Here is a 23,875-nt window from a genome sequence, read left to right on the forward strand (position 1 = left end):
ACGACGCCAGGCCGAGGAGGGCCTGTCAGCGGACCAGGCGGCCGAGCAGTGCGGAGGCGGCCGTGATGCCCACCGCGGCGGCGACCACGAGGACGCCGAAGTCCAGGAGCAGGTGGCCCGGCGTGCCGATGAGCAGGTGCCGGAGGGCGTCGACCTCGTAGCTGAGCGGGTTGACGTGGCTGATCACCCGCAGCCACGTCGGCATCAGGTCGACCGGGTACAGGGCGTTGGAGCCGAAGAACAGCGGCATCGTGATCGCCTGCCCGATGCCCATCAGGCGGTCGCGGGACATGGCCAGGCCGGCGATCGTCATGGACAGGCAGGAGAAGAACGCCGTGCCGAGCATCACGATGACGACCACGCCCAGCCAGCGCAGCGGGTTCAAGGTCAGCGTCACGCCGAGGATCGCCGACAGCACGAGGATGGCCACGGCCTGGGTGAGCGCCCTCGTGCCCGCGGCGAACGCCTTGCCCGTGATCAGCGCGGCACGCGGCGTCGGGGTGACGAGGAGCTTGGCCAGGACGCCGGCGTCCCGGTCCCAGATGATCTGGATGCCGTAGAAGATCGCGATGAACAGCGTCGACTGGGCGAGGATGCCCGGCGCCAGATAGTCCAGGTAGGGCACCTTCCCGGTCGGGATGGCCCGGAGGCGCGAGAACGTCTCACCGAAGATCAGCAGCCACAGGGCGGGCTGGATCGCCCGGGTGTACAGCTCCGTACGGTCGTGGCGGATCTTCTGCAGCTCGACGATGCACATCGCCACCACCCGGGCCGGCAGGAGGCGCCAGGTGGTCCAGGCGGGCGGGACGTCAGCCGAGCCGGCTGGCGGTGCGGCGGGTGCGGCGTGCGTCACGGAAGTCTCCTGATTCTTCGAGTTGGTCGCCGGTGTACGCGCGGAACACCTCCTCGAGCGTGGCGCCCGGTTCGAGGCCGGACTTGAGCTCGTCCGGGGTGCCGAGGGCGCGGATCCGCCCGCGGTGCATGAGCGCGATCCGGTTGCAGTACTGGTCGGCCTCGTCCATGTAGTGCGTGGTGACCAGCACGGTCATGCCGGTCGCCCGGCGTACCTCCTGGATGCGCTCCCACACGCCGTCGCGCGCCACCGGGTCCAGGCCGATCGTCGGTTCGTCGAGGATGAGGAGCCGCGGGGAGCTGATCAGCGCCTGGGCGAGCTCCAGCCGGCGGATCATGCCGCCGGAGTAGGTCTGCGCGCGCCGCTCGGCCGCGTCCTCCAGCTTCACGGCGGCCAGCACGTCGCGTACGCGCTCCTTCCGCTCGCCCCGCGGCACGTCGAAGAGGCGGGCGAACAGCTCGACGTTCTCGCGCCCGGTCAGGGACCCGTCGGCGGACAGCTGCTGCGGCAGGTAGCCGATCGTGCGGCGGACGGCCATCCGGTGACGCGCCACGTCGAGGCCGAAGACCTCGACCATGCCGGCCCCGGCCGGGAGGAGGGTGGTGATCAGCCGGATCGTCGTCGTCTTCCCGGCGCCGTTCGGCCCGAGGAGCCCGAAGATCTCTCCTTCGACGACGTCCAGGTCGACGTCGTCGACCGCCACGGCACTGCCGAACGCGTGCCGCAGCCCCCGGCAGACGACCGCATACCTCTCGTCACTCATGGGTCCCCCCGTCTCAGGTGGTCGTTCGGGTCGGGGTCTCCTCGGCCGGCCCGGCGTGTTCCCGCAGGCTCGCGAGGAGGCGGCCGAGCGCGGGCAGGGCCGCGGCGATCGCCGTCCGGTCCTCCTCCGCCAGCTCCTCGATGCGCGCGCCGACCATCCGGGCCCGGCGGTCACGCCAGTCGGTCAGGTGCCGCCGCGCGTCCGGCGTGAGCTCGAGCCGTACGGCGCGCCGGTCGTCCGGATCGGTCTCGCGGCGCAGCATCCCGGCCGCGAGCAACTGGTTGACGAGGGTGCTCACCGAGTTGTCGGCGAGATGCAGCTCCCGCGCGGCGGCGGCGACGCTGATGCCGGGATGGTTGCCGACGACGACCAACAGCTCGACCTGCGCCGGCCGCAGCCGTGGTGGCACCTGTTCCCGCAGCCGCCGCCGTACGAGCCGGCGCATCGCGGTGTTGACGGACATCAGCTCGGCGGCGAGGCGTACCCCCTCATCGGTCACCAAATCAGAATACCTCTTAATAAGAGGTAATTAATAGGTAGCTCCTCGCAGGCGCGTACGAAGCCGGGTTCGTACGGAGCCGGGCCCGTACGATGCCGGTCGTGGACTGGGTCGAGAGGGTCACCGGGATCCGCCGCTGGACGCGCGGGCAGGAGCGCGCGCCGCACAAGCCGCTCCTCCTGCTGTACGCGCTGGGCCACTTCCAGCGGCACGGTGACGAGCCGATCCCGTACAGCGCGGCCGAGGAGCGGCTCGGCCACCTGCTGCGGGAGTTCGGCCCTCCGCGACCGACCACGCCGGCGTACCCGTTCCACCACCTGACCAGCGACGGTCTGTGGGAGGTACGCACCGCCGACGGAGGCGGCAGCCCGGGCGCGCGCGTGGGCGCGCTGCGCGACTCGGCCGCGAGCGGCCGGCTGACGCCGCCGCTGGTACGGGACCTGCGGCGCGACCACCGGTTGCTGTCCCAGCTCGGCCGGGCGCTGCTGGACGCCAACTTCGAGCCGTCGCTGCACGAGGACATCTGCGCCGAGGTCGGCCTGGACCTGGAGTCGGTGGAGACCGGCCGCGCCGTACGCCGCCGCGACCGGGAGTTCCGCGAGCGCGTGATGGTCGCGTACGAGTACCAGTGTGCGTTCTGCGGCTTCGAGGGCTGGCTGAACGGCCGCGCGGTGGGCCTGGACGCGGCGCACGTCCAGTGGTGGGCCTTCGGCGGCCCGGACGACGTCGCCAACGGCATCTGCCTGTGCGCGCTGCACCACAAGCTGTTCGACAAGGGGGTGCTGGGCGTGACGGCCGATCACCGGGTCGCGGTGTCGACCCGTTACGTTGGCCGTGGACGGAGCGCGGAGGGGCAGGTGCTCGAGCTGTCCGGCCGCGAGATCGGCGGACCGCAGCCGGCGTTCCCCCGCGTCGCCGATGACCGCGTCGCCTGGCACACGCGCGAGGTCTTCCGCTCCCCCGCCCGAACCGCCGCCTGACGTATCGCCTTGGGCGGCGCGGAGCCGATCGCACGAGTGCCCGTACCCAGAATGGAGACCCATGGCATCCGCACGCCAAGAACTGATCGCCATCACCGGCGGCCCCGGCTCGGGCAAGACCACCCTTGTCGAGCTGCTGCGAGCGAACGGATTCGCCGCCGCGCCGGAGGCCGGGCGCGCGATCATCCAGGATCAGAGCGCCATCGGAGGCGCCGGCCTGCCCTGGAGCGACACGACGCTGTTCGCCGAGCTGATGTTGTCCTGGGAGATCCGCTCCTACCGGTGGGCGCTGACGCGGACCGGGCCGGTGTTCTTCGATCACGCCGTGCCGTGCGTGGCGGGGTACCTCCGCCTGCTGGGACGCGACGTGCCGGACCATGTGGAGGCCGCGGTGGCGGCGTTCCCCTACCGCCCGCAGGTGTTCATCGCGCCGCCCTGGCCGGAGATCTACCGCACCGATGAGGAGCGGCGCCAGAGCTGGGACGAGGCCCAGCGGACCTACGAGGCCATGGCCGAGACCTATGCCCGATACGGGTACGACCTGGTGGAGCTGCCCCGTACCGACCCGGAGGCGCGCATGAGGTTCGTGCTGCGCCACATCGGCCGCTGACCGCGGGTTAGTGTCCTACTCGTGGATGAGGTCAAGCTCGCCGAGCTGTACAGATACCCGCGGGCCGGTCGCTGGCTGCGGGCGAACATGGTGGCCAGTCTGGACGGGGCCGCATCGTATGAGGGGAAGGTCAGTCCCCTCGGCAGCCAGGTCGACCAGCAGGTGCTCTCCTTCCTGCGCGGGCTGGCCGACGTCGTGATCGTGGGAGCGAACACCATCCGCGTCGAGGGGTACGGGCCGATGCCGCCGCAGGACTCGTGGCGCGACATCCGGAAGGGGCGGCCTCCGGCTCCCCCGCTCGCGATCGTGTCCGCGCGGCTGGACCTGGACTTCGACGCGCCCGTGTTCGCCGACGCCTACGTACGGCCGATCCTCATCACGTGCGCGAGCGCGTCCGCGGAACGCCTCAAGGCGGCCGAGCGGTGCGCCGACGTCCTCGTCTGCGGTGATCTCATCGCCGACATCGGCCAGGCGCTCGACGCGCTCGCCGAGCGGGGGTTCACCCGGCAACTGTCCGAAGGCGGCCCCCGGCTGCTCGCCGAGATCGCGGCGGCCGGGCGTCTCGACGAACTCTGCCTGACGCTGAGTCCGCGGATCGTGGCGGGAAACGGACCGCGCATCGCCAACGGGCCCCTCATCGAGGACCTGTCGTTCCGGCTCGGCCATGTCTTCGAAGAGGACGGCTTTCTGTTCACCCGGTACGTACGAGAGGCGGCGGGCGACGCCTGACCGTGGCGCTAAACGACGTTGTGGCGGGCGGTGGCCGGCGGACGCCAGCCCAGAATGCTTTCCACCATTCGCACGGACGGCACGATTTCGGCGACGTCGTGAACCCGGACGATTCTCGCCCCTTGCAGAATGCACACCGCCACCGTCGCGATGGTTCCCGCCAGCCGTTCGTTCTGGGGAAGGTTCAGGGTCTCGCCGATGAAGTCCTTGTTGGACACGGCCACAAGCGTCGGATAACCGATCCCGGTGATTTCCGGTAGCCGGCGGGTCAGTTCCAGCGAGTGGTAGGTGTTCTTGTTCAGGTCGTGGCCGGGGTCGAGGATGATGCGCTCCGGCGACAGGCCACGGCCGATCGCGGCATCCGCGCGCTCGCGCAGGAAGGCCGCGACCTCCCCGGCGACGTCGTCGTACGTGGGGCGCGGAAACGGCGTGCGCGGCGCGGCGAGACTGTGCGTGATGATCAGATTCGCGTCGGCCTCCGCGACGACGTCCGCCAAGCTCAGATCGTGCAGGCCGGTCACGTTGTTGATCACGTCGGCGCCGGCCGCGAGCACCACCCGGGCGACCTCGGGACGGTAGGTCTCAACGGAGATCACCGCGTCGGTCCGCTCCCGCGCCGCCTCCACGACCGGGACGACGCGATCGATCTCCTCGCGCTCGGTCACCTCCGGCCCCGGCGCGAACGGAACCCCTCCGATGTCGATCCAGTCCGCCTCGTGCGCGATGGCGTTCTCGACCGCCTCGACGGCCTTCGACAGCGCGAAGGTGCGCCCACGATCATGGAAGGAATCCGGCGTCCGATTGATTATCGCCATGACCGCGACTTGACGCGAAAAGTCGAACGCCCGGCGGCCAATGGACCGCCGCGGACCGATGAAGTCAGGGTAGAAAATCTGAGGATTCGCTTCCATGCGCCCGACCTTGACGAAGATGGGTACGGTATACCGGCCGTGCCAGCATAACGGCAGCTCACCGAACCCCCGACCGGCCTGTTTTCGGCGCCCCGGGTACGACGCCGGCGGACAGTGCAGTGCGTGATCACCGTCCGACGAGTGACAGCAGTCTGACCGTGACGTTGCGTGTATGCGTTATCACTCTCTGTAATGATGCCTCGTGACAGAAGGGATCCGTATGGCAATCACCCGACGTACCGTCCTCGCCGCCGCCGCGACCCGCACCGTCACGGCGCTCCTGGCGGCGGCGTCTCTCATAACCGGCGCGGCCACGGCGGCCACCGCACAACCGCGTCCAGGCGTCGTGCCGCTGTACCGGACGTACCAGCCGAACGTGAACGACCACTTCTACACGACCTCGGCCGCCGAACGCGACAACGCCATCATGAGGCTCGGGTATCGCCCCGAGGGCGTCGCCGCCTATGTCTTCCCGCAGCAACGCGGGAACACCGTGCCGCTCTACCGCCTGTACCAGCCGAGCCTGCACGACCACTTCTACACGACCTCGGCCGCCGAACGCGACAACGCGGCCACACGACTCGGCTACCGCGCCGAAGGCGTCGCCGCCTACGTCCTCCCGCAGCAACGCGGGAACACCGTGCCGCTCTACCGCCTGTACCAGCCGAACGTCCACGACCACTTCTACACGACCTCGGCCGCCGAACGCGACAACGCGACCACACGACTCGGCTACCGCGCCGAAGGCATCGCCGCCTACGTCTACCGCCCGTAGACGGACGACTCGCCCAACCCGCCGGACCCCACGGTCCGGCGGGTTGTTCGGCCTCATCCCCCAGAAGCCCACGTCGTGGGTGGATCGAGGCTGAGGAACCTTCCCGCGCGGCAGGATGTCCGTATTCCATAACATGCCCGCGTGAGCGGAAGACAGGCCAAAAAGGGCCGTCGAGGGTCGCGGTCGCACGGCGGTGGCGGATCGGACCGCGAGCCCATCGAGTTGCGGCCCGACGAGCCGATCCGTGACCTGCTCGGCAGGACGCCGGTGCGGCTCCGCATCGAGGGTGACCTACTCGTCGGCTACGGGTTCGGCCACCAGCGCGTGGAGATCCCACGGTCCTCGGTGAAGTCGTTGGGCTACTACTACAAGGCGCGCTACAGGGGCGGCCCGCGGCGGGGCCTGGTCGTTCTCGACGGCGAGGGCCGCATGCTGCTGCGCGCCAAGGGAAGCTGGACCAAGAAGGTGTTCGCCTTCAGCGCCAAGGCCGGACTGCCTACTCCGCAGCACCGGGACGAGGGGCGCCTTTGGCGCCGGGCAAAGGGCTACCGGCGGCTGCGGACCGCTCCCCGCGGCGCGGAGCCGGCCACCGCTCTCGGGGTCGTCTTCGTGCTCGCGGTCGTGATGCTCGGCGGGATGGCCGGCCTGTTTCTGGCCCGGCTGCTGCCGGCATCGTTCGGCGCGGTGCGTTTGCTCTTCTACGGCCTGGCCCTTATCGGCGGAATCATCGCCGGTGCCGTCGTGGGCGGCCAGGCGGTGAAGTGCGCGACCGAGGCGCTGAAGTGGATGGCGCGCCTGGTGACCCGGTCCGGCGAGAGGCCGTCCGCCGCCGCGTCCACGAGGACATCGCCTCGGAGGAGCCGCCGCACCCGGAGCGAATTCGCCCAAGTTGTCGTGTTGGCTCTCCTCATCTTCGGGCCGATCGTGCTCGCGGCCACGCTCAGCAACGGGATACAGGACGAGCGCCTCATCAACCGGCTGCGCCATCACGGGGTCCGCGTGAGCGGCCAGGTGTGGGATCAGGTGGCCGTCTCGAACTCGACCGGCCATCGCCGCGATGTGGGCGTGGAACACCATATACACCTTCAGTTCGTGACGAATGGCAACCGGTTGGTCTGGACCGCCGAGCCGGCGATCGACGGGCACCGCTACAGCAAGGGGCCGCTCAGCGATGCCACGATCGTTTACGACCCGGCGAATCCCGAGACGGCGGCCGTGGCCCAGCAGCTGAGGTGGTCCCCATGGGGTGGCGGACGCACCGGGAACCTGGTGTTCGGCAGTGCCCTGACCGTCGCACTGGTCGTGTACCTGCCCTTCTGGCTGCGCCGGCGGAGGGCGCGCTGACGCCCCGCCAGAGGGAGAATCGGCGGCAGGACTCGACATCACGATCAGCAGGTCCGGGACTCGACGGTTCTCGCCGTGCTCACTCCATGGGCGGCACGCCGGGAAGCGCCGACTGTCGGCGACCACGTACTAGGCTGTACTCGGCGGCGGTCAGCCGTCAGGCCAAGATCCGACTCGGGGCGATATATGTGCAATGATCAAGGTCCGGTCGGTAGGCTCAGCTCTTGCCGCTAGGCGCTGACCAGCGACAAGCCCTCGTAGCTCAGGGGATAGAGCAACGGTTTCCTAAACCGTGTGCCGCAGGTTCGAATCCTGCCGGGGGCACCTAGAACATGGGAAACTTTGGTCGACGCATGTGACCTGCGTGACCTGCGCGGCGAGATGTCTGATTCTCCGGCGGTGACCACGGATGCTGCCTTGGCGAACGTACGGGCGGTGTCCTCGCGTATGGTGACGCGGATTCGCGCCTCGTGTCGGGGCTTGTTGTAGCGGACCTGGAGTTGGAAGGCGTCGTAGAGCCTTCGTTGCAGGTCCTCGGGGAGCTCATCGAGTCTGATCGCCATCTGGGGGATCTCCTCCAAAAGCGAGAGGTCGTCGCTTGCCGGGGATTGGTCTTGCTCGTTGAGGCGTGACAGCTGGGCTTGAGCGTCGCGGCGTTGTCCAGCCAGCTCGGCGAAGCGGCGTTGAATGCTTGCGCGATACTCGCGATCGATCTGGGGATCCCCGGTCGGTTCCTGAACTTCAAGCTGGGACATCAAGTTGTCCTGCCGTCGCTGGAGGTCAGCGACCGTGCTCGCGAGCTTTGCCTTGCGCGCGTCGCTGGCCTCGTCAGCCGGCGTGTTTCGCGTCTGGCCGAGTTTCGCATGCAGGTATTGCTGGCGTTGGGGGCCGAAGACACGCTCTGCGAAAAAGTCGTGGACGGCGCGAATGAGTACATCCTCCCTGACCCATAGGCTCTTGGGATGGTCGTCGTACCAGTCGGAGCGGCCCGCGTGGTGCTGGCGCGGTGGCTCGCAGGCGAAGTAGGCGTCGCCCTTCCTGGTCTTGCCGAACATACGCCTGTCGCAGAGGTCGCAGGTGACGTAGGAGCGCATCTGATAGCTGCGCTTGGTCTGCCGGTGACTGTTCGGTCCCGAGGCGTCCCTCGATCCTTGGCGATGCTTAGCCACTGGGGAGGCGGCCTCGAATAGCTCCTTGGTCACCAGCGGCTCGTGCGTCGGACGGGGTGACCATACCCATTCGCGTAGCGGGTTGTGATGCCCACCCTGCTTGCTGGCCCTGCGGTTCCACACCATGTAGCCGGTGTACTTGGGGTTCGTCAGGATCCCGCGGACGGCCGACCCGGTCCAGCGGCCTACGGCACGTCGGGGATCGACGGGCATCGGCGGCGGGTTTCGCTCTAGATCGATATTGAGCTGATCGGCGATGTGGTCGTAGCCATGACGGTCGAGAGCCCGCATGTGGAAGATCTTGGTTACTACTGGACCGGTGACCGGATCGGGTACGAGCCGTGTCTTGGTCCTTCCTTCCGCCCGCCGCGCCGGGACCGGGTGGGGGCGTTTCTCAGCCTGATAGCCATAGGGCGGGCGGCCGATGTTCCAACCCTGCTCGGTGTGCTCGCGGAAGCCGTCCCATGAGAGTTCAAGCATCTGAAGGACGTACCATTCCGCGATGGCCTGCTTGACCCTACGGGTCAGCGTCGTCGTGGCCTTCTTCCGTGGTCCACGACCGGCGGACGTGAGTTCGGTGATTGGCTCGTCAGCCGCGAGCAAGGCAACACCGGACTGCTCCAGTTCGTATTCGACTTTAGTTCCGAAATAGGTGCGTCGGGCGACTCGTTCGATCGACTCACAAATAACGGCGACAAAGCGTCGATCGGGACGCTTTGCCTCTGCAAGCAGATCTTGGATACCGCCGTCTCGTGGAATCGGAATGTCGAACTTCTCATGCGCACGGCCTTTACCTCGCTCATCGAGGTCTTTGCGACCGGATTCGACGTCGTAGAAGTGAGCGACGATGACGTAGCCATCCGGCAGTGCTTGACGTGAGCCGCGAAGCTGTCTGGGAAGTGACAGCGTCGGATCCTGCTGTTCTTCGGTTGATGTGCGTCCCAGCCAAGCGACCGGCACCGAGACTCCGGCGACAGCGGCCTCAGCCAGCGGATTGGATCGATCACTCTCGTGATGCCACGGCAAGATCGTGTCGGAGCCTACGTTTGAGTTCTCCCTCCGTCCTGCGAGGTTGAACTCCTCTGCTGGTGTAGCCATTGAAGGATCTCCCAGATCACGGCGAATTGCTTGGCTTCTAGTGCTTCGCCCTCTCGCCCACCAATCGCGATGAACTCCGCTCGTACGCTTGGCAGATGATTTCTACGACCGCGGCCACAACGGGTGGGGACACACTCGGGCTCGTGAGCATATCCCCCGGTCCGCTGGTCCGGACCTGCTTGATGGCCATTGTTCTCTAGCCGCCGCGAGGTCACTGCTGTTCTCCCCCGGGCTCATCCCGGTCCCGCGACAGGCGGTCTCTAGCGAGGCCGCACATAGCGGAGTTGTGTTCGATGCCGATGAAGGGGCGGTTGAGTTCGCGGGCGGCGAGTCCCGTGGTGGCGATGCCGGCAAACATGTCCAGGACGGTGCCGCCGGGCCGGCATCCGGCGGCGATGCATCGCAGCGGCACCTCGATTGGGATGGCGTTCAAGAAGGGGCGTGCCGGCAGGGTCCAGACGTCGCCGGTGTTCATGCCGTTCGAGTGTGCCGCGGCATGGTGATGGCCGGTCGGCGGCATTGCCGCGCCGGGCCGGCGGCACATGCCCGCGGCGTTGGCGTACTTGCCACTGCCATGCCGCTGGGAGCGATGCCGGTTGCCGGGGCGGCGGGCGCTGGCGTCGAGGCAATCTGCCGCTGGGTGGGTGCCGCCGATGGCTGACGGGTTGGCGGCAACGTCGGGGCAGCGGAGTGGTTGCCGGATGGGGTCCAGGTCGAAGTGGTACCGCTTCTGCTTGACCAGCAGAAAAATCAACTCATAACCGAGGGTGAGCCGGTCGGTGACGGGCTCCTCGTTGGTTACTTGGCTGGTGGTGGGGTGGTGCCAGACGATGGCGTTGCGGATGATCCAGCCGTCGTCGTGGGCGGCGAACGCGATCTGCCAGGGCAATCCGATCAGCGACTTGGCGGGAAGCCCGCTCATCGCCTGGTGATGTGCTCGGCGGGTGTGCCGCCCGGTGGGTGGGCCGTCCCATCCGGTGTTGGTGGCGTAGCAGTCGCTGGTGACCAGCCAGCAGGTTCCCTCGTCGGTGAGGACCCGGTGGGCTTCGGCCAAGACGCGCCGCAGTCCTGCCACGTAAAGGGTGGGGGTGGGTTCGTGACCGTGCTGGGCGTCGTCGTCAGATCCTGGGTGTTGGGGTGGTGTCCAGGGGGGTGGGCTGGTGACGATGCAGTCGACGGTCTGGTCGGGCATTTCCGCGAGGAAGTCGCGGGGGTCGGCGGCGTACAGGGTGGCGGTGGTGTCGCGGTAGTAGGGATCGCGCATGAGGTCGCTGCCTCCGGTGTGCTCCGGCGAAGTGTTGTTGCCGGATTGTCGGCAGCGGGCTCATACGAACCTCATACGTATGAGCCCTTACCTGCGTCTTTGCCGCGCGAAAGCGTTGTCGTGCGTGAGCCGCGCGGCGGCCAGATCGGCGTAGGCGGGATTCAGCTCGATGCCCCAGAAAGTCCGGTCGATGCGCTGGGCGGCCAGTCTGGTGGTCGCGGTGCCGACGAACGAGTCGACGTCGGTGCCGCGTGGCTGGCACCCGGCGGCATTGCACCGCAGCGGCAGCTCGACCGGGAGCACCGCGTAGTGCGCTTGCCGGAACGGCCGGGTCGAGATCGACCACAGATCGCCGGGGTTCCTGCCGGCTGCCGGTGCCGCGGCATGCCGCTGAGGGCTGGAGCCAGTTTCTCTGCCGCGCCGTCGCTGGCGGCAGTTCGTCTGCTTGTTCGATGCGGTGCCGTTGCCGTCCGGCGGCCAAGGGTGGTGATGGTGTGTGGGGTGGTTGCCGCCCCGGTGGGCCCGGCTTACGGCCAATGCGGACGCCGTACCCAATGCATCGACGCGTTGCTGGCCGCCGAACGCCAAGCACCAGAAGAGATCTACGCCGGCCCGGCCATCCGTGCCCTGGTCTCCGGACTGTTGGTCTCCGGCCCCACCGCACCACAGCTTCGAGGACTGGCATCCCGTTGCGGGCTCAGCTGAATCCCCTCCGAACAGCCGCACTGCCCGGCGGGAGCGGGGTACACACCTACCTGTGACGTCGAAGCACTCCGTTTCTCCTGAGCTACTCCCCGCCCGCGAGCTGCTCCTTCGTGCGCTGACGGGCAGGTGGATCTCACGTCATGCGGTCGCGTCGTCGCCTTCGGGCAGCTCGTCGTGGATGGGCAGGCGCTCGGTCAGCCCTGTGATCGTGAGCAAGCGGCGCACCTGCTCGCTGGGTCGGAGGAAGACGATCCGCGTGCCTGAGTTTTGGGCTCGTCGGTAGGCGTGGATGAAGCAGGTGATGCCTGCTGTGTCGCAGAAGGTGAGCCCGGACACCTCCACCGCTACTGGGCCTCCGCCGGCCGCCAGCGGCTCGCTCAGCCCGGCGTCCCAGAACTTTGCCGTGCCGTAGTCCAGGTCCCCCGCCACGTGGACCAGCGTCCAGCCGGCCTGTGCTTCGACCTGCACCTCCAGCACGCCGTCGAGGCTTTCTGACGCCATCACCCACCCCGTTCCCCAGTTCTTAACTCCCTACAGGGTCGCGCATGGAGGCTCGGAAAAGATGCCCGGGCGGGTAGGGGACCTGTAAGAGACCATCTGGGAGCCCGATGGACTCAAGCGGCGTTCGGTGCTCGGCGTGCCTAACCGCGGTCACCCGTGGCACGTCCTGGTTCCAGTACGGCTGACGCACCTCGCATCTTCCCTTTTCCGTGGCTGGTCGCGGTGTGTTCACCTGCCCGAGTGTGGACACCACCTACAGACCGCTCTCTTACGCGTCAGAGGGCACGTGCTCAGACGGCGGGATATGAACCGGCTCTGACCAGGAGCTCTGCGGGACCGGCATCCCAGGGTCCAGCGGAGTTTTCGGGTGGTTTTGACGATCTTCATACGCCTAGTCCGGCCGTTCGGCGCTTTGGCCTCTCATCTGAGATTCGTCTGCGTATGCGTGGCGGCATGGGTCGTGCCGGGACTCTGCGGGGTCTGAGCCGCCCGCCGGGTCGCTACCACCACCGGTGCGTACGGATAAGTGCGCTGGTAGCCGGAGGGAGGTGACCCCGAGTTCCCCGCGGCCCGAGACGGGTTCTGGGGCTGGCCCTGCGGGGTCCCGGCCACATCCGAGGAGGAGGTGGCCGATGCGCTCGACACCATTCCGGCGAGCGGCACTGACCGTCGCCGTGCTGGCGGCGCTGCTCGTGGTGTTCGCCGCACCCGAAGCGCTCGCTGTCACGGGGCTGGCGGCACCACCGAAGAACCTGCCGAAGGACCTGAACACGGTGATCAACAACATCACCAAGTGGCTGGTCGGGTTGCTGGTGGCGCTCGCGACCTTGTTTTTGACCGTGGGCGGGATCCGGTATCTGCTGGCCGGCGGTGATCCGGGTGAGGTGAACCGGGCCAAGGACACTTTGAAGTACGCCGCGATCGGCTACGGAGTGGCCGTGCTCGCGCCGGTCCTTGTGGGCATCCTCAAAAGCTTTGTCGGCCAATGAGCATGATGCGACGTTTTGCCAGTCGATTCCTCCTGGCCTTCGTGTTCTGTGCCGCCGTCCTCGCGATTGCGGCTCCGGCCAGCGCCGATACCGGGCTTCCGTCCCATGGACCCGCTGTCGTCGCGATCACGTCGACACCCACGCCGACGCCGACGTCTGGCGCACCGTCCCCTACAACGACGTCGACACCGCTGCCATCGGCATCACCGTCGACGAGCTCTCCTGCCGACGCCGTGAGTCCGAGCGTAGGATCCCCGCCGGCCACGTCTCCTCCGAGACAGGGTTCGGATGGCTGCGGCTGGTTCGACGTGTCCTGCAAGGTCAAGCAGTCGATCAACAACTGGTTCAAGGATCTGGTCGAAAGCGCGATCAATCCGGTGTTCGGGATGCTCGGCAAGAGCCTGCTGGCCACCCCGCAGCTGGATGAGTGGGACCGGGTTCAGGGGTTGTGGACCGGCTCGCTGGTGGTAGCCAATGCCTGCTACGTGCTGCTGGTGGTGATCGGCGGGCTGACCCTGATGGGCCACCAAAGCCTGCAGAGTTCCTACACGGTCAAGGACATCGCCCCCCGCCTGGTGGTGGGCATGGTCGCTTCCAACATCAGCCTGCTGCTGGTCGGTAAGGCGATCACGTTCGCCAACGCCTTGGCAGCCGCGCTGCTCGGCGAGGGCGTGGACCCAGGTGCGGCGGCCGGGCAATTCCAGAAGATCATCATCCACGCGCTCAACCCGTCCGACGTGGGGATCTTCATCGTCGTCGTGGCCATTTGGGCGGTCGTGCTCGGCACCATCCTGCTGCTGATCTACATCGTGCGGATCATGTTGACGATCTTGCTGATCGCCGCCGCGCCGCTCGCGTTGGCCTGCCACGCGCTGCCGCAGACCGAGGGCCTGGCCAAGCTGTGGTGGCGGGCTTTGGCCGGGGTGCTGGCGATCCAGGTGGCTCAGGCGCTGGTGTTCATCACCGCGATGAAGGTGCTGTTCACCACCGACATGGTCACCTGGTTTGGGGTTCATACGCCAAAGGACCAGGTCAACCTGTGGATGACCGTGTGCCTGATGTACATCTTGATCCGCATCCCGAGCTGGATCTCCCGCGTGGTCTGGCAAGGGGGCCTGAGCCGTAGCCCGATCGTCCACGCGGCCAAGACCGCGGCAACGATCGTGCTCTTCCGCGGCATGTTCGGCAAGATTGGCACCTCCCGCACGGCTTCCAAGGTTCCCGCGCCTGGAGCCACCGCTGGTGGTGCCCGTCCGTCGGGGCCAACACCGCCCGCGGCCCCGCCCTCCGCGCCTCCCTCCTCCATCCCGCCGCCTACGGGACCGTCGGCTGCCGCCGAGCCGGAGCCTCGGTGGGCGCGCCCGGAGGCGCGGTGGATGCCGCCCGATCCGGAATGGCACGCCCACGTTCATCGAGGCCGTCCCGACGCCGACAGCGTCGCCGAGCAGCAACGGTGGGGTGACCCGGTGGCGATCTGGACGCCGCCGCATGCCGGGGATTGGCGCGCACCGCCACCAGCGCGATCGAGGCCGCCCGTGGAACCTGTCCAGCGCCAACCGGATCCCGGCCGTCCCTGGAAGCGCCCGAACTAAGGCACGCGAAGAGGTGAGCTATGCCTGCTGAGGAATATGGCTACCGGATCCCCGCCGATGTCGAACGTGAGGACCGCATCCTCGCTGGCCTGACCGCACGGCAGGTCGCGATCCTGGCTGCTGCTGGTGCGGTGTTGTGGCTGGCCTACATGGCGACCCGGCATCTGGTGGCGTTGCCGGTCTTCGCCGCGATCGCGTTCCCTTTCGGCGCTGCCACCGCTGTTTTGGCATTGGGCCGGCGTGACGGCCTCGCACTGCATCAGCTCGCGCTCGCCGCGGTCCGGCAGACGCGGTCGCCGCGCAAGCTGGTGCTCGCGCCCGAAGGCGTTACCGCCCAACCGGCATGGATGGATGCCGGCCAGACGGTGCCGTTGCCGGCGCCGCTGCGGCTCCCCGCTCGCGCGATTGACGCTGATGGTCTGATCGATCTCGGTGCTGACGGGGTCGCGGTGATCTGTACCGCCACGACGGTGAGTTTCGCGCTGCGGACCCCCGCCGAGCAGACCGCGCTGGTCGCGACCTTCGGGCGCTGGCTTAACTCCTTGTCCGGGCCGACCCAGATCCTGGTGCGCGCCGAGGACGTCGACATCACCCCGCTGATCTCCGGGCTCCGCCGAGGCGCCCCCACCCTGCCGCACCCGGAACTGGAGGTCGCCGCACAAGAGCACGCCGACTTCCTCGCCAGTCTGACCGCCCGCCGGGATCTGCTGCGCCGCCGGGTGCTGATCGTGCTTCGCGAGCCCCGCCCGGCCGGCGGCACCGGACGTCACGCACGCGACGGCGCCGGCCAGCGGGTGCTGCGCCGCGCTGAGGAAGCCACCCGTGCCCTGTCCGCCGCCGGAATCAGCCTTCAGGTCTTGCCCGGTGAGGCGGCGGCCACGGTTCTTGCCGCCTGCTGCAACCCCTGGCGGCCCGGCCCCGCCTCGTCTACCGGGCAGGCGGGGCCATCGGCAGTGATCACGGCCAACGGAGGTACCTGATGAGCCCGTTCGCATCCGCTCGATCCCGGCTTCGGCCAGCCCACGGTGGATCGGATCGTGAGCCAGGACAGCTCGGTCCTAACAGCATCGAGGTCGGCGCCCGTACCCTGGGGTTGCCCGATGGGGTCTGCGCGTCGTTCGCGGTCACCGGCTATCCCGCCGATGTGGGGCCTGGCTGGCTGGAACCGCTGTTGACCTACCCGGGCCGGCTTGAGGTCGCGGTGCATGTGGAGCCGACCCCGCCCGCGGTTGCGGCTGACCGGCTCCGCCGCCAGCTCGCCCGCCTGGAATCATCAGCGCGTTCGGACGCCAGCCACGGCCGGCTGGAGGACTTCGGCGCCTCGGCCGCGGCCGATGACGCCCGGGGCCTGGCCGCTGCGCTGGCACGCGGCCAGACAAAGCTGTTTCGGGTCGGCCTGTACTTCACCGTGCACGCCAGGGACGACGAGGCGCTGGAGACCGAGTGCTCCCGGGTCCGGGCGCTGACCTCATCGCTGCTCTTAGATGCCGCGCCCGCCACGTTCCGCAGCGTGCAAGGCCTGGCCACCACCCTGCCGCTCGGCGTGGACGCGCTGAAGATGCGCCGGACCTTCGACACCTCCGCGCTGGCCGCGTCGTTCCCGTTCACCAGCCCGGACATGGACGCGCCCATCACCGACACGACCGTGCTGTACGGGATCAACACCGCGTCCTCCTCGCTGGTGATGTGGGACCGGTGGGGGCTGGACAACCACAACTCCGTCGTGCTGGCCCGCTCCGGCGCTGGCAAGTCCTACCTGACCAAGCTGGAGATCCTGCGCAGCTTGTACGCGGGGATCGAGGTCGCCGTCATCGACCCCGAAGACGAATACCGGCGCCTGTGCGAAGCCGTCGGCGGCAGCTATATCGCGCTCGGCTCGCCGGGGGTGAAACTCAACCCCTTCGACCTGCCCACCAGCACCACCACTGCTGGGGCTGACGCGTTCACCCGCCGGGCGCTGTTCTTGCACACCCTCATCGGTGTCCTGCTCGATGAACCCCTCGACCCCGCCGGGAAAGCAGCGCTCGACCGGGCCATCGTCGAGGTCTACGCCCGCGCGGGCATCACCACCGACCCGCGCACCTGGACCCGGCCCGCACCGCTGCTCGCCGACCTGGCCGCCGCTCTCCGTGACGACACTGAAGACTCCAAAGCACACGAGGTCGCCGCGCGGCTCGCCCCGTTCGTGACCGGCACCCACCGGGACTTGTTCGACTCAGCGACCAGCACCCGCCCCGACGGTCACCTGCTGGTGTTCTCCCTGCGGGACCTGCCCGATGAGCTCCGGGCCGCCGGGACGCTTCTGGCCCTGGACGCGGTCTGGCGGCGCGTGTCCAACCCCCGCCAGCGGCGTCGCCGTCTCGTGGTCGTCGACGAGGCGTGGCTGCTCATGCGCGAACCCGACGGCGCCAAATTCCTCTTCCGCCTCGCCAAATCCGCACGCAAGTACTGGTGCGGCCTCGCCGTGGTCACCCAAGACGCCGCTGACCTACTCGACACCCCGCTCGGTCAGGCCGTCATCGCCAACGCCACGACCCAGATCCTGCTCCGCCAAGCTCCACAGGCCATCGATGCCGTCGGCGATGCCTTCAACCTGTCCGCAGGTGAACGGCAGTTCCTTCTCGGCTGTGGCCGCGGCGAGGGTCTCTTGGCTGCCGGCTCGGACCGGGTCTCCTTCCGATCCATCGCCTCACCCGCCGAACACGGCGTGATCACAAGCGACCCCGCCGAACTCGCCGACCTGGATCCCGCCGATGACCGGCTGCACATCGAACTGGCCGACGACGAGCTGGAGGTCGAACCATGACGACCGATCACCGACTTTACTCTCAACAGCCCCCGGCAAGCAGCCCGGCGACACCGCCGCTCATCGCGCGTCCCAAACGGCTTCTGACCCAGAACTCCGAATTGAAACGGCTGGGCATCTGGAACTGGAGTATCCCCGCGCTCGCCGCCCGGCTCCCCAACGGCCGGACCATCCGGACCTGCCCGTCGGCCGGGGTATGCGCCCAGGTCTGCTACGCCCGCGCCGGCCGCTACAACATCCCCACCGTGCGGGCCCGGCACCTGGCCAACCTGCGCTACGTCCTGGAAGACCCGACCGGCTGGGAACACGCCATGCTCGCCGAACTGGCCACCGCGCGCTTCGATGACCGGTGGGTCAGAATCCACGACGCGGGTGACTTCTTTTCCCCCGCATACCTGGCCGCCTGGCTGAGGATCATCACCGCACGCCCGCACGTGAACTTCTACGCCTACACCAAAGAGATCGCCCTCTTCCGCCGCCTGGTCGAGCCCGACGCGCCAGGCAACTTCAGGTGGGTCTACTCCTACGGCGGCACCCAAGACCCCAACCTAGATCCCGACACCGACCGCGTCGCCGATGTCTTCCCCACCGAAGAAGCCATCGAGGACGCCGGCTGGCACTCCCAGACCGCATCGGATCTGCTCGCGGTAACCGGACCCGCCCCCGTCGGCATCCCCGCCAACAACATCGCGCGTTTCCGCCACCGGCAGGGCAACCGAACTTTCGGCCAGTGGCAAGCCCAAACGCAACGGCCTAGATGCGGCAAGCAGGCCACCAATCGACACCATCCCCGCCGAGTACATACGGCCAACCATCCGCAACTCACGCCTCGAGAACCCACCGCCGGGCGCTGCACCCAGCAAACGGACCCAACCCAACCCCAATCCGGCGAGTCGCCCATAGGGGCATGCCGCTACACGACGCCAGCACAGCAGACCGCCGCTGCGAACCGAACCGGCCCAGCGGAGGCGAACCCGTGACCGCCCTGCCGACAGGGCTGACCCGGCCCCGACACGCCGTGGCACCCACACCGACAGAGCCGCCCGTCGGACCGCTTCTCCGTGACCCGAGCGCGTTTATCCACAGCTTTATCCACAGAGGTGAGGTTCTGCTCGCGGCCTACGGCTGGGCCAGCGGCATCCTCATCGCTTGCACCTTCATCGCTGCCCTGATGCTGCGATACCTGTGGTGGCGGCGTTTCCACGCTCGGCTCGCCGACGGCGCCCGGCAGATCACCGTGCTGGCACCCCCCGAGGTCGATCCGAAGGCCGCCCATGAACTGTGGGCCAACCTCATCGGGCTGCTCCGCCCGGCCTACAAACGGCTATTTGCCGGTCAGCCACACCTGGCCTGGGAATACTCCTGGGACACTGCCTCGGTCCAGATCCGGATCTGGGTCCCCGGCCTGATCCCCCCGGGCCTGATCGAACGCGCGGTCGAGGCAGCATGGCCCGCCGCCCGCACCCACACCGCACCGAATTCCGCCCCGCCGCTGCCGCCAGGCAGCGTCACCGCCGGGGGAAGGTTACGGCTGGCGCGCCCGGATTGGCTGCCGCTGCGCGCCGATCATCACGTCGACCCGCTGCGTGCGCTGGTCGGTGCCGCGTCCGGCCTGCCCCCTGGACAGCACGCCGTGGTGCAGATCCTCGCCCGCCCAGCCACGGGCCGACGTCTGGCCAAGGCACACCGGGCGGCTGCCGCGCTCCGCAGCGGCGGCGTCACCTCCGGCCGCCCGTGGGGGCGTCTGTTCGATCTGATCACCCCCACGCCGAATCGCCGCGCTCCCAGCGCCAGTGGGTACGCCCTGCATCCCGAACGCGCAGGTGAAGTCCGCGCGATCCTGGAGAAGGCTCACGAGCCACGGTGGGAAACGGTGGTCCACTACTGCCTGGCCACCGACTCCGGGCAGGTGACCACCACCGTGGCAAGGCCGCGGAACGGCACGGCCACGTGCCATGACGGCCGGTCGAAGACTCAAGTCCGCCGGGCGCTGCGCGGTCGCGCGCACGCGATCGCTTCGGCCTACGCCCTGTACAGCGGATACAACTACCTTCGCCGCCACCGGCTTCGGCGTCCGCTCACCACGCTGAGGCGGCGGTGGATGACCCGCGGGGACCTGCTGTCAGTGACCGAACTCGCGGCACTGGCACATTTACCGTGGGACCCGGCCGTACCCGGGCTGTCCCGCGCGGGCGCCAACGCCGTCCCACCGCCCCCGTTCATCCACAGCCCCGGCCCGGACGCTAAGCCGCTCGGTGTCGCCGATGCGGGCACCCGCCGGCCCGTCGCCCTGGGTGTGGCGGACGGCCGTCACCACGTCCATGTGCTGGGCGCTACCGGGTCCGGCAAATCCACGCTGATGGCCCACATGATCCTCGCCGACGTCGCAGCCGGCCGCGGCGCGGTGGTGATCGACCCCAAAGGCGATCTGGTCACTGACCTGCTCGCCCGGTTACCTGAGCGTGTCGCGGACCGGGTGGTGTTGTTCGACCCGGATGAACGCCACGCCCGACCTTCCCTAAACGTTCTGCAAGGCCCAGACCCGAACTTGGCCACGGACAACCTGGTCGGCATCTTCCAGCGCATCTACAAGGAGTTCTGGGGGCCACGCACCGACGACATCCTCCGCTCCGCGTGCCTGACGTTGTTCCACGACCCGCACGCCACGTTGGCGGACGTCCCCCGTCTGCTGTCCGACCCCGTCTACCGAGCCCGGCTCACCGGCCGGCTCCGCGATCCGATCCTGAGAGATTTCTGGTCCTGGTACGACGAGTTGTCCGACGCCGGACGCGCGCACGCCACCGGCCCGGTGCTGAACAAGCTTCGCGGGCTCTTGCTGCGGGACTTCATCCGCTCGACCATCGGCGCTTCTACCTCCACCGTCGACCTGACCAAGGTGCTCGATGGCGGGCTGTTACTGGTCAGGGCGTCCAAAGGCGTCCTCGGCGCGGACGCCTCATCGGTGCTCGGCTCACTCGTGCTCGCGAAAGTGTGGGAAACCGTCACCAGCCGCGCCCGCCACGGCCAGGCCGCCCGCGCTGACGCCGCGCTCTATGTCGATGAGTGCCACAACTTCCTCACCCTCCCCCACGGGCTGTCCGATCTGCTCGCCGAGGCCCGTGCCTACCGGCTGTCGGTCGTACTCGCGCATCAAGACCTCGCGCAACTCCCGCGCGAGTTGCGCGAGGCGATCTCAGCGAATGCCCGTAACAAGGTCTACTTCGCCGTCTCTCCCGAAGACGCCCGCCATCTCGCCCGCCACGTCGCCCCGAACCTGTCCGAGCACGACCTGGCGCATCTGGGCGGATTCCAGGCCAGCGCCCGCCTGATCGTCGGCGCCGCCGAGACCCCCGCTTTCACCCTGCACACCGCTCCGCTGCCCCCGGCGGTCCCCGGCCGAGCGGAACTGATCCGCCGTACCGCCCGCGACACGCACGGCAGCCGCCCCGACCGCAGCCGGCGGGTACCGCCCGCCGACGATCCCCGCCGTGCCGACCCGCAGCCCAGGCCGGGACACCCCGGCATCTGACAGCGAAAGGAGCCCGTTCGATGGCTCGTCACCTCCCCGTCCCCCGTGACCCTGGTCGCTCCGACGACGCGGCTCTGGCCTTGCTCGCCTCCCGCCTCACCGACCGCGACCGATGGCTGATCCGTCTGCTGTGGGAACACCACGTCTTCACCACACCGCAGGTCGCCCAACTCGCCTACCCCACCAACGACCGCGCCCGCCACGGCATGCTCCGCCTGGCCCGCCTCGGCGTCATCGAAAGCCTGCGCATCCTCCTGCCACCTGGCCAAGGCTCCGCACCTTTGCACCACTTCCTCGGCGCGGCCGGCGCCCGGGTCCTGGCCGCCGAACGCGGCATCCCGTTCGCCGAACTCGGCTACCGCCGGGACCGCACCCTGGCTTGGGCCTACTCGTCCCGCCTGAACCACCTGATCGGCGTCAACGGCTTCTTCACCGGCCTTGTCGCCGCGTCCCGCCACGACCAGTTCAGCCGCCTGGACCAGTGGTGGTCCGAGCGGCGCTGCGCCGAAACGTGGGGCGGCTACGCCCGCCCCGACGGCTACGGACGCTGGTTCGAAGACTCCACCCACGTCGATTTCTTCCTCGAATACGACACCGGCACCGAACCGCTCGCCAAAGTCGTCCGCAAGCTCCGTGGTTACGCCGAACTCGCCGCCACCGACGGTGTCATCACCCCGGTGCTGATCTGGACCAGCGGCGCCACCCGCGAAGCCAACCTGCGGCGCCACCTCATCGGCGCGCCCGTTCCGGTCGCCACCACCAGCCCGCACGCGATCCGCGACTCCCGGCAAGGACCGGCCGGTCCCATCTGGCTCCCGGCCAATCACAACCCCACGCCCCCGCGCCTGCGCCTCATCACCCTCGCTCGCTATGCCCACACCGACCGACCGGAAGGAGAACCCCGATGAGAACCAGTCGAATCACCGGCTTGGCCGCGACGGCTACCGCAGCGATCGCGCTGCTCGCTTCCTGCACCTCACGACCCTCGACATCGGGTCCTCATACCGATCCTCGAACGCCCGCCAGCCATACGCCAGCCCCGAGCCGGTCCGCAGGCTCTGACGCGAGGCTTCTTCCGTTGTCCCCCATAGACCTCAGCACGGCGATCCGGGCAGCGACCGGCTTCGCCGCTGCGTACGCAACCTACAGCTACGCCGAATCAGTCCAGACCTACCTGGAACGCCTGCGGTCCACCGCGACACCCGAGCTGTACGCGACCCTTGCCAGGGCCGCAGCCACCCCCGGTCTCCTCAGCCGTCGCACCCGCGACCACGAGGCCGCCACCGCCCAAGCAGTCCCCGAACGGATCCGTACCATCGGCCCGGCTTCACTGATCCTCGTCGTGGGCCTGCGCGAGAACATCACCAGCTCGACCGGTCCCCGCCAGCACACCGAACGCCTGGCGGTCACCGCCACCAAGACCACCGGCACCTGGCTGATCAGCGACGTCGAGCCCGCATCCGCAGGTGACGCCGGGAACGAGAGCACGTTCCATGCCAGCGCCCCGTAAGAGCGGCGACAGCGGCTCGATCCACATCGCACTCGCAGCGGGCGTTGGAGGTCTTCTCCTGCTCATGGCAGTGCTGATCGGCGCTGGATCCATGCTCAACCTCCAAGACCCCACCGCCTGCCAGACGCAGCCTGAGGCCACCCGCGAGGCCAGCGACACGATCCCCGCGAACTACCTCCAGCTGTACCGCAAAAACGGACAAGAATCCGGGATCGCCTGGAACCTGCTCGCCGCCATCGGCAAGATCGAATCCGACCACGGCCGCGATCCCCATACCGGCGTCGCCTCCGGCGCGAACTACGCCGGAGCCGCCGGCCCCATGCAAATCGGCATCCGCGGCGCCGCCGGCAACACCTGGGGCGGCGCGCCACGCCACCCCGCGAACGCCCACACAGGCGGATACGGCACCGACGGGGACGGCGACGGCTGGGACGACGTCTACGACCCCGCCGACGCCATCCCCGCCGCCGCCCACTACCTCCGGGCCCACGGCGCACCCGGAAACATCCGCGCCGCCCTCTTCGCCTACAACCACTCCAACGACTACGTCGACACCGTGCTCGCCCAGGCCAACCGATACGCACACCACGGCGCCCAAGCGGTCATCGCCGCTGACAACCCGACCTGCGATCAGGCCACACTCGGCTCACCGCCCGCCAGCGGCGTCGCCGCCCAGGTGATCGCCTACGCACGCAGCCAGCTCGGAAAACCCTACGTCTATGGCGCCACCGGCCCCGACGCCTTCGACTGCTCCGGCCTCACCATGAGCGCCTACCGCTCCGCAGCCGTCACCATCCCCCGTCTGTCCGACGCCCAATACTGGTGGGGCGCCACCGTCCCATCAGGGCAAGAACAGCCCGGAGACCTCGTCTTCTTCGACTACAAGCCCGGCCACAGCGGACCCGGCCACGTCGGCATCGTCTACAACCCCACCGCAGGCACCATGATCGTCGCCCCGCACACAGGAACCAACGTCCGTTTCCAAAGCTACAAAAACTACCCCGGCGGCGCCGTGGGATTCACCCGTCCAACGGCTCATAACGGCCATAACGGACCCACAAGATTCTAGGGCGCCAGTTGCTCCCGTTAGCGGCTACATTTGAAATCTGCTGCCCCTTCTGAAGAGGTCCTCGGATCGGACGAACTGCATTCAATCTTCAGAAGGGGCAGATTCCCTTTGTTCAGGCTGGCCCGTGGACGCGAACCCGCTTCTCCGAGCTGTGGCGTCCAGCCCCGGCCGAGTGGCCA

The 23,875-nt window shown here is 68.5% G+C and carries 22 protein-coding genes, 1 tRNA gene and 2 pseudogenes; 17 read left to right on the top strand and 8 right to left on the bottom strand.

The window, feature by feature from the left end:
• Positions 1-25: 25 nt before the first annotated feature.
• From OG417_RS44595 to OG417_RS44605, 3 genes are read right to left on the bottom strand one after another with little or no spacing between them, the layout of a single operon-like run.
• Entirely contained in the window at positions 26-853 is an 828-nt protein-coding gene (locus OG417_RS44595) for an ABC transporter permease (protein ID WP_329242727.1), read from the bottom strand.
• On the bottom strand, positions 810-1,616 hold the full coding sequence (locus OG417_RS44600) for an ABC transporter ATP-binding protein (protein WP_329242730.1): 807 nt from the start codon (positions 1,614-1,616) through the stop codon (positions 810-812). Before OG417_RS44600 ends, OG417_RS44595 begins: the two co-directional genes overlap by 44 nt.
• Before the next feature lie 13 nt (positions 1,617-1,629).
• On the bottom strand, positions 1,630-2,115 hold the full coding sequence (locus OG417_RS44605; RefSeq protein ID WP_329242732.1) for a MarR family winged helix-turn-helix transcriptional regulator: 486 nt from the start codon (positions 2,113-2,115) through the stop codon (positions 1,630-1,632).
• A gap of 101 nt (positions 2,116-2,216) precedes the next feature.
• Between OG417_RS44605 and OG417_RS44610 the strand changes: the two genes are divergently transcribed.
• The 3 genes from OG417_RS44610 to OG417_RS44620 all read left to right on the top strand — a co-directional run bounded on the left by OG417_RS44610 (position 2,217) and on the right by OG417_RS44620 (position 4,434).
• Complete coding sequence (locus OG417_RS44610) at positions 2,217-3,095, top strand: phosphorothioated DNA-binding restriction endonuclease (RefSeq protein ID WP_329242735.1); 879 nt, start codon at positions 2,217-2,219, stop codon at positions 3,093-3,095.
• Between the two features lie 61 nt (positions 3,096-3,156).
• A complete protein-coding gene (locus OG417_RS44615) occupies positions 3,157-3,705 on the top strand; it encodes an AAA family ATPase (RefSeq protein WP_329242738.1) in 549 nt (182 codons plus the stop codon).
• Positions 3,706-3,726: 21 nt separating this feature from the next.
• Positions 3,727-4,434 (top strand): pyrimidine reductase family protein, encoded by a 708-nt coding sequence (locus OG417_RS44620; protein WP_329242741.1) that lies wholly within the window; start codon positions 3,727-3,729, stop codon positions 4,432-4,434.
• Between the two features lie 8 nt (positions 4,435-4,442).
• On the opposite strand, the gene folP is transcribed toward OG417_RS44620, so the two are convergent.
• Positions 4,443-5,345, bottom strand: a complete 903-nt coding sequence (folP, locus tag OG417_RS44625; RefSeq protein WP_329242743.1) for a dihydropteroate synthase — start codon at positions 5,343-5,345, stop codon at positions 4,443-4,445.
• A 220-nt stretch (positions 5,346-5,565) separates the two neighbouring features.
• Here folP and OG417_RS44630 point away from each other — a divergent pair, with 220 nt between their 5' ends.
• From OG417_RS44630 to OG417_RS44645, 4 genes are all read left to right on the top strand, one after another.
• A complete protein-coding gene (locus tag OG417_RS44630) occupies positions 5,566-6,120 on the top strand; it encodes a hypothetical protein (protein ID WP_329242746.1) in 555 nt (184 codons plus the stop codon).
• A 141-nt stretch (positions 6,121-6,261) separates the two neighbouring features.
• Positions 6,262-7,464, top strand: a complete 1,203-nt coding sequence (locus OG417_RS44635) for a hypothetical protein (RefSeq protein ID WP_329242747.1) — start codon at positions 6,262-6,264, stop codon at positions 7,462-7,464.
• 251 nt (positions 7,465-7,715) lie between these two features.
• Positions 7,716-7,788 (top strand) — tRNA-Arg (locus tag OG417_RS44640).
• A 332-nt stretch (positions 7,789-8,120) separates the two neighbouring features.
• Positions 8,121-8,417: a hypothetical protein gene (locus OG417_RS44645; protein ID WP_329242750.1), complete on the top strand. Its 297-nt coding sequence runs from the start codon at positions 8,121-8,123 to the stop codon at positions 8,415-8,417.
• 282 nt (positions 8,418-8,699) lie between these two features.
• Here OG417_RS44645 and OG417_RS54655 read toward each other — a convergent pair.
• Positions 8,700-8,924, bottom strand: a pseudogene (locus OG417_RS54655) (recombinase family protein); the annotation flags it as partial.
• Between OG417_RS54655 and OG417_RS44650 the strand changes: the two are divergent.
• The gene (locus tag OG417_RS44650) at positions 8,904-9,101 is read left to right on the top strand and encodes a hypothetical protein (protein ID WP_329242753.1); all 198 of its coding nucleotides are present in this window, start codon (positions 8,904-8,906) and stop codon (positions 9,099-9,101) included. The pseudogene OG417_RS54655 and the gene OG417_RS44650 overlap by 21 nt on opposite strands.
• Before the next feature lie 841 nt (positions 9,102-9,942).
• Here OG417_RS44650 and OG417_RS44655 read toward each other — a convergent pair.
• The 3 genes from OG417_RS44655 to OG417_RS44665 all read right to left on the bottom strand — a co-directional run bounded on the left by OG417_RS44655 (position 9,943) and on the right by OG417_RS44665 (position 12,201).
• Complete coding sequence (locus tag OG417_RS44655) at positions 9,943-10,995, bottom strand: DNA-methyltransferase (protein WP_329242756.1); 1,053 nt, start codon at positions 10,993-10,995, stop codon at positions 9,943-9,945.
• An 87-nt stretch (positions 10,996-11,082) separates the two neighbouring features.
• Positions 11,083-11,583, bottom strand: coding sequence for a DNA methyltransferase (locus OG417_RS44660; RefSeq protein WP_329242759.1), 501 nt, complete (start codon positions 11,581-11,583; stop codon positions 11,083-11,085).
• Positions 11,584-11,838: 255 nt separating this feature from the next.
• Positions 11,839-12,201: an STAS domain-containing protein gene (locus tag OG417_RS44665; RefSeq protein WP_329242761.1), complete on the bottom strand. Its 363-nt coding sequence runs from the start codon at positions 12,199-12,201 to the stop codon at positions 11,839-11,841.
• 632 nt (positions 12,202-12,833) lie between these two features.
• On the opposite strand from OG417_RS44665, the gene OG417_RS44670 reads away from it, so the two are divergent.
• The 9 genes and pseudogenes from OG417_RS44670 (at position 12,834) to OG417_RS44710 (ending at position 23,696) form a co-directional block, all read left to right on the top strand.
• Entirely contained in the window at positions 12,834-13,190 is a 357-nt protein-coding gene (locus OG417_RS44670) for a pilin (RefSeq protein WP_329242764.1), read from the top strand.
• A gap of 308 nt (positions 13,191-13,498) precedes the next feature.
• Positions 13,499-14,782: a hypothetical protein gene (locus OG417_RS44675; RefSeq protein ID WP_329242766.1), complete on the top strand. Its 1,284-nt coding sequence runs from the start codon at positions 13,499-13,501 to the stop codon at positions 14,780-14,782.
• A gap of 20 nt (positions 14,783-14,802) precedes the next feature.
• Positions 14,803-15,762, top strand: coding sequence for a PrgI family protein (locus OG417_RS44680; RefSeq protein WP_329242768.1), 960 nt, complete (start codon positions 14,803-14,805; stop codon positions 15,760-15,762).
• Between the two features lie 113 nt (positions 15,763-15,875).
• The gene (locus tag OG417_RS44685) at positions 15,876-17,588 is read left to right on the top strand and encodes a VirB4 family type IV secretion system protein (RefSeq protein ID WP_329242771.1); all 1,713 of its coding nucleotides are present in this window, start codon (positions 15,876-15,878) and stop codon (positions 17,586-17,588) included.
• A pseudogene (locus tag OG417_RS44690) lies at positions 17,585-18,346 on the top strand (GP88 family protein); the annotation flags it as partial. The gene OG417_RS44685 and the pseudogene OG417_RS44690, both read left to right, overlap by 4 nt.
• A gap of 218 nt (positions 18,347-18,564) precedes the next feature.
• Positions 18,565-21,117 (top strand): type IV secretion system DNA-binding domain-containing protein, encoded by a 2,553-nt coding sequence (locus OG417_RS44695; protein WP_329242776.1) that lies wholly within the window; start codon positions 18,565-18,567, stop codon positions 21,115-21,117.
• 20 nt (positions 21,118-21,137) lie between these two features.
• The gene (locus OG417_RS44700) at positions 21,138-22,025 is read left to right on the top strand and encodes a replication-relaxation family protein (protein ID WP_329242779.1); all 888 of its coding nucleotides are present in this window, start codon (positions 21,138-21,140) and stop codon (positions 22,023-22,025) included.
• 170 nt (positions 22,026-22,195) lie between these two features.
• The gene (locus OG417_RS44705) at positions 22,196-22,627 is read left to right on the top strand and encodes a hypothetical protein (RefSeq protein ID WP_329242782.1); all 432 of its coding nucleotides are present in this window, start codon (positions 22,196-22,198) and stop codon (positions 22,625-22,627) included.
• Between the two features lie 64 nt (positions 22,628-22,691).
• Positions 22,692-23,696, top strand: coding sequence for a C40 family peptidase (locus OG417_RS44710; RefSeq protein WP_329242785.1), 1,005 nt, complete (start codon positions 22,692-22,694; stop codon positions 23,694-23,696).
• Positions 23,697-23,875: the final 179 nt, after the last annotated feature.

The sequence above is a fragment of the Actinoallomurus sp. NBC_01490 genome, assembly GCF_036227085.1.
Classification (GTDB): Bacteria; Actinomycetota; Actinomycetes; order Streptosporangiales; family Streptosporangiaceae; genus Actinoallomurus; species Actinoallomurus oryzae.

Bases quoted from the DNA above. Each gene is read 5' to 3' on its own strand.
- OG417_RS44600 (WP_329242730.1), bottom strand. From the start codon at position 1,616: ATGAGTGACGAGAGGTATGCGGTCGTCTGCCGGGGGCTGCGGCACGCG.
- OG417_RS44615 (WP_329242738.1), top strand. From the start codon at position 3,157: ATGGCATCCGCACGCCAAGAACTGATCGCCATCACCGGCGGCCCCGGC.
- folP (WP_329242743.1), bottom strand. From the start codon at position 5,345: ATGGAAGCGAATCCTCAGATTTTCTACCCTGACTTCATCGGTCCGCGG.
- OG417_RS44630 (WP_329242746.1), top strand. From the start codon at position 5,566: ATGGCAATCACCCGACGTACCGTCCTCGCCGCCGCCGCGACCCGCACC.
- OG417_RS44650 (WP_329242753.1), top strand. From the start codon at position 8,904: ATGACGGTCGAGAGCCCGCATGTGGAAGATCTTGGTTACTACTGGACC.
- OG417_RS44655 (WP_329242756.1), bottom strand. From the start codon at position 10,995: ATGCGCGATCCCTACTACCGCGACACCACCGCCACCCTGTACGCCGCC.
- OG417_RS44665 (WP_329242761.1), bottom strand. From the start codon at position 12,201: ATGGCGTCAGAAAGCCTCGACGGCGTGCTGGAGGTGCAGGTCGAAGCA.
- OG417_RS44670 (WP_329242764.1), top strand. From the start codon at position 12,834: ATGCGCTCGACACCATTCCGGCGAGCGGCACTGACCGTCGCCGTGCTG.
- OG417_RS44680 (WP_329242768.1), top strand. From the start codon at position 14,803: ATGCCTGCTGAGGAATATGGCTACCGGATCCCCGCCGATGTCGAACGT.
- OG417_RS44700 (WP_329242779.1), top strand. From the start codon at position 21,138: ATGGCTCGTCACCTCCCCGTCCCCCGTGACCCTGGTCGCTCCGACGAC.
- OG417_RS44710 (WP_329242785.1), top strand. From the start codon at position 22,692: ATGGCAGTGCTGATCGGCGCTGGATCCATGCTCAACCTCCAAGACCCC.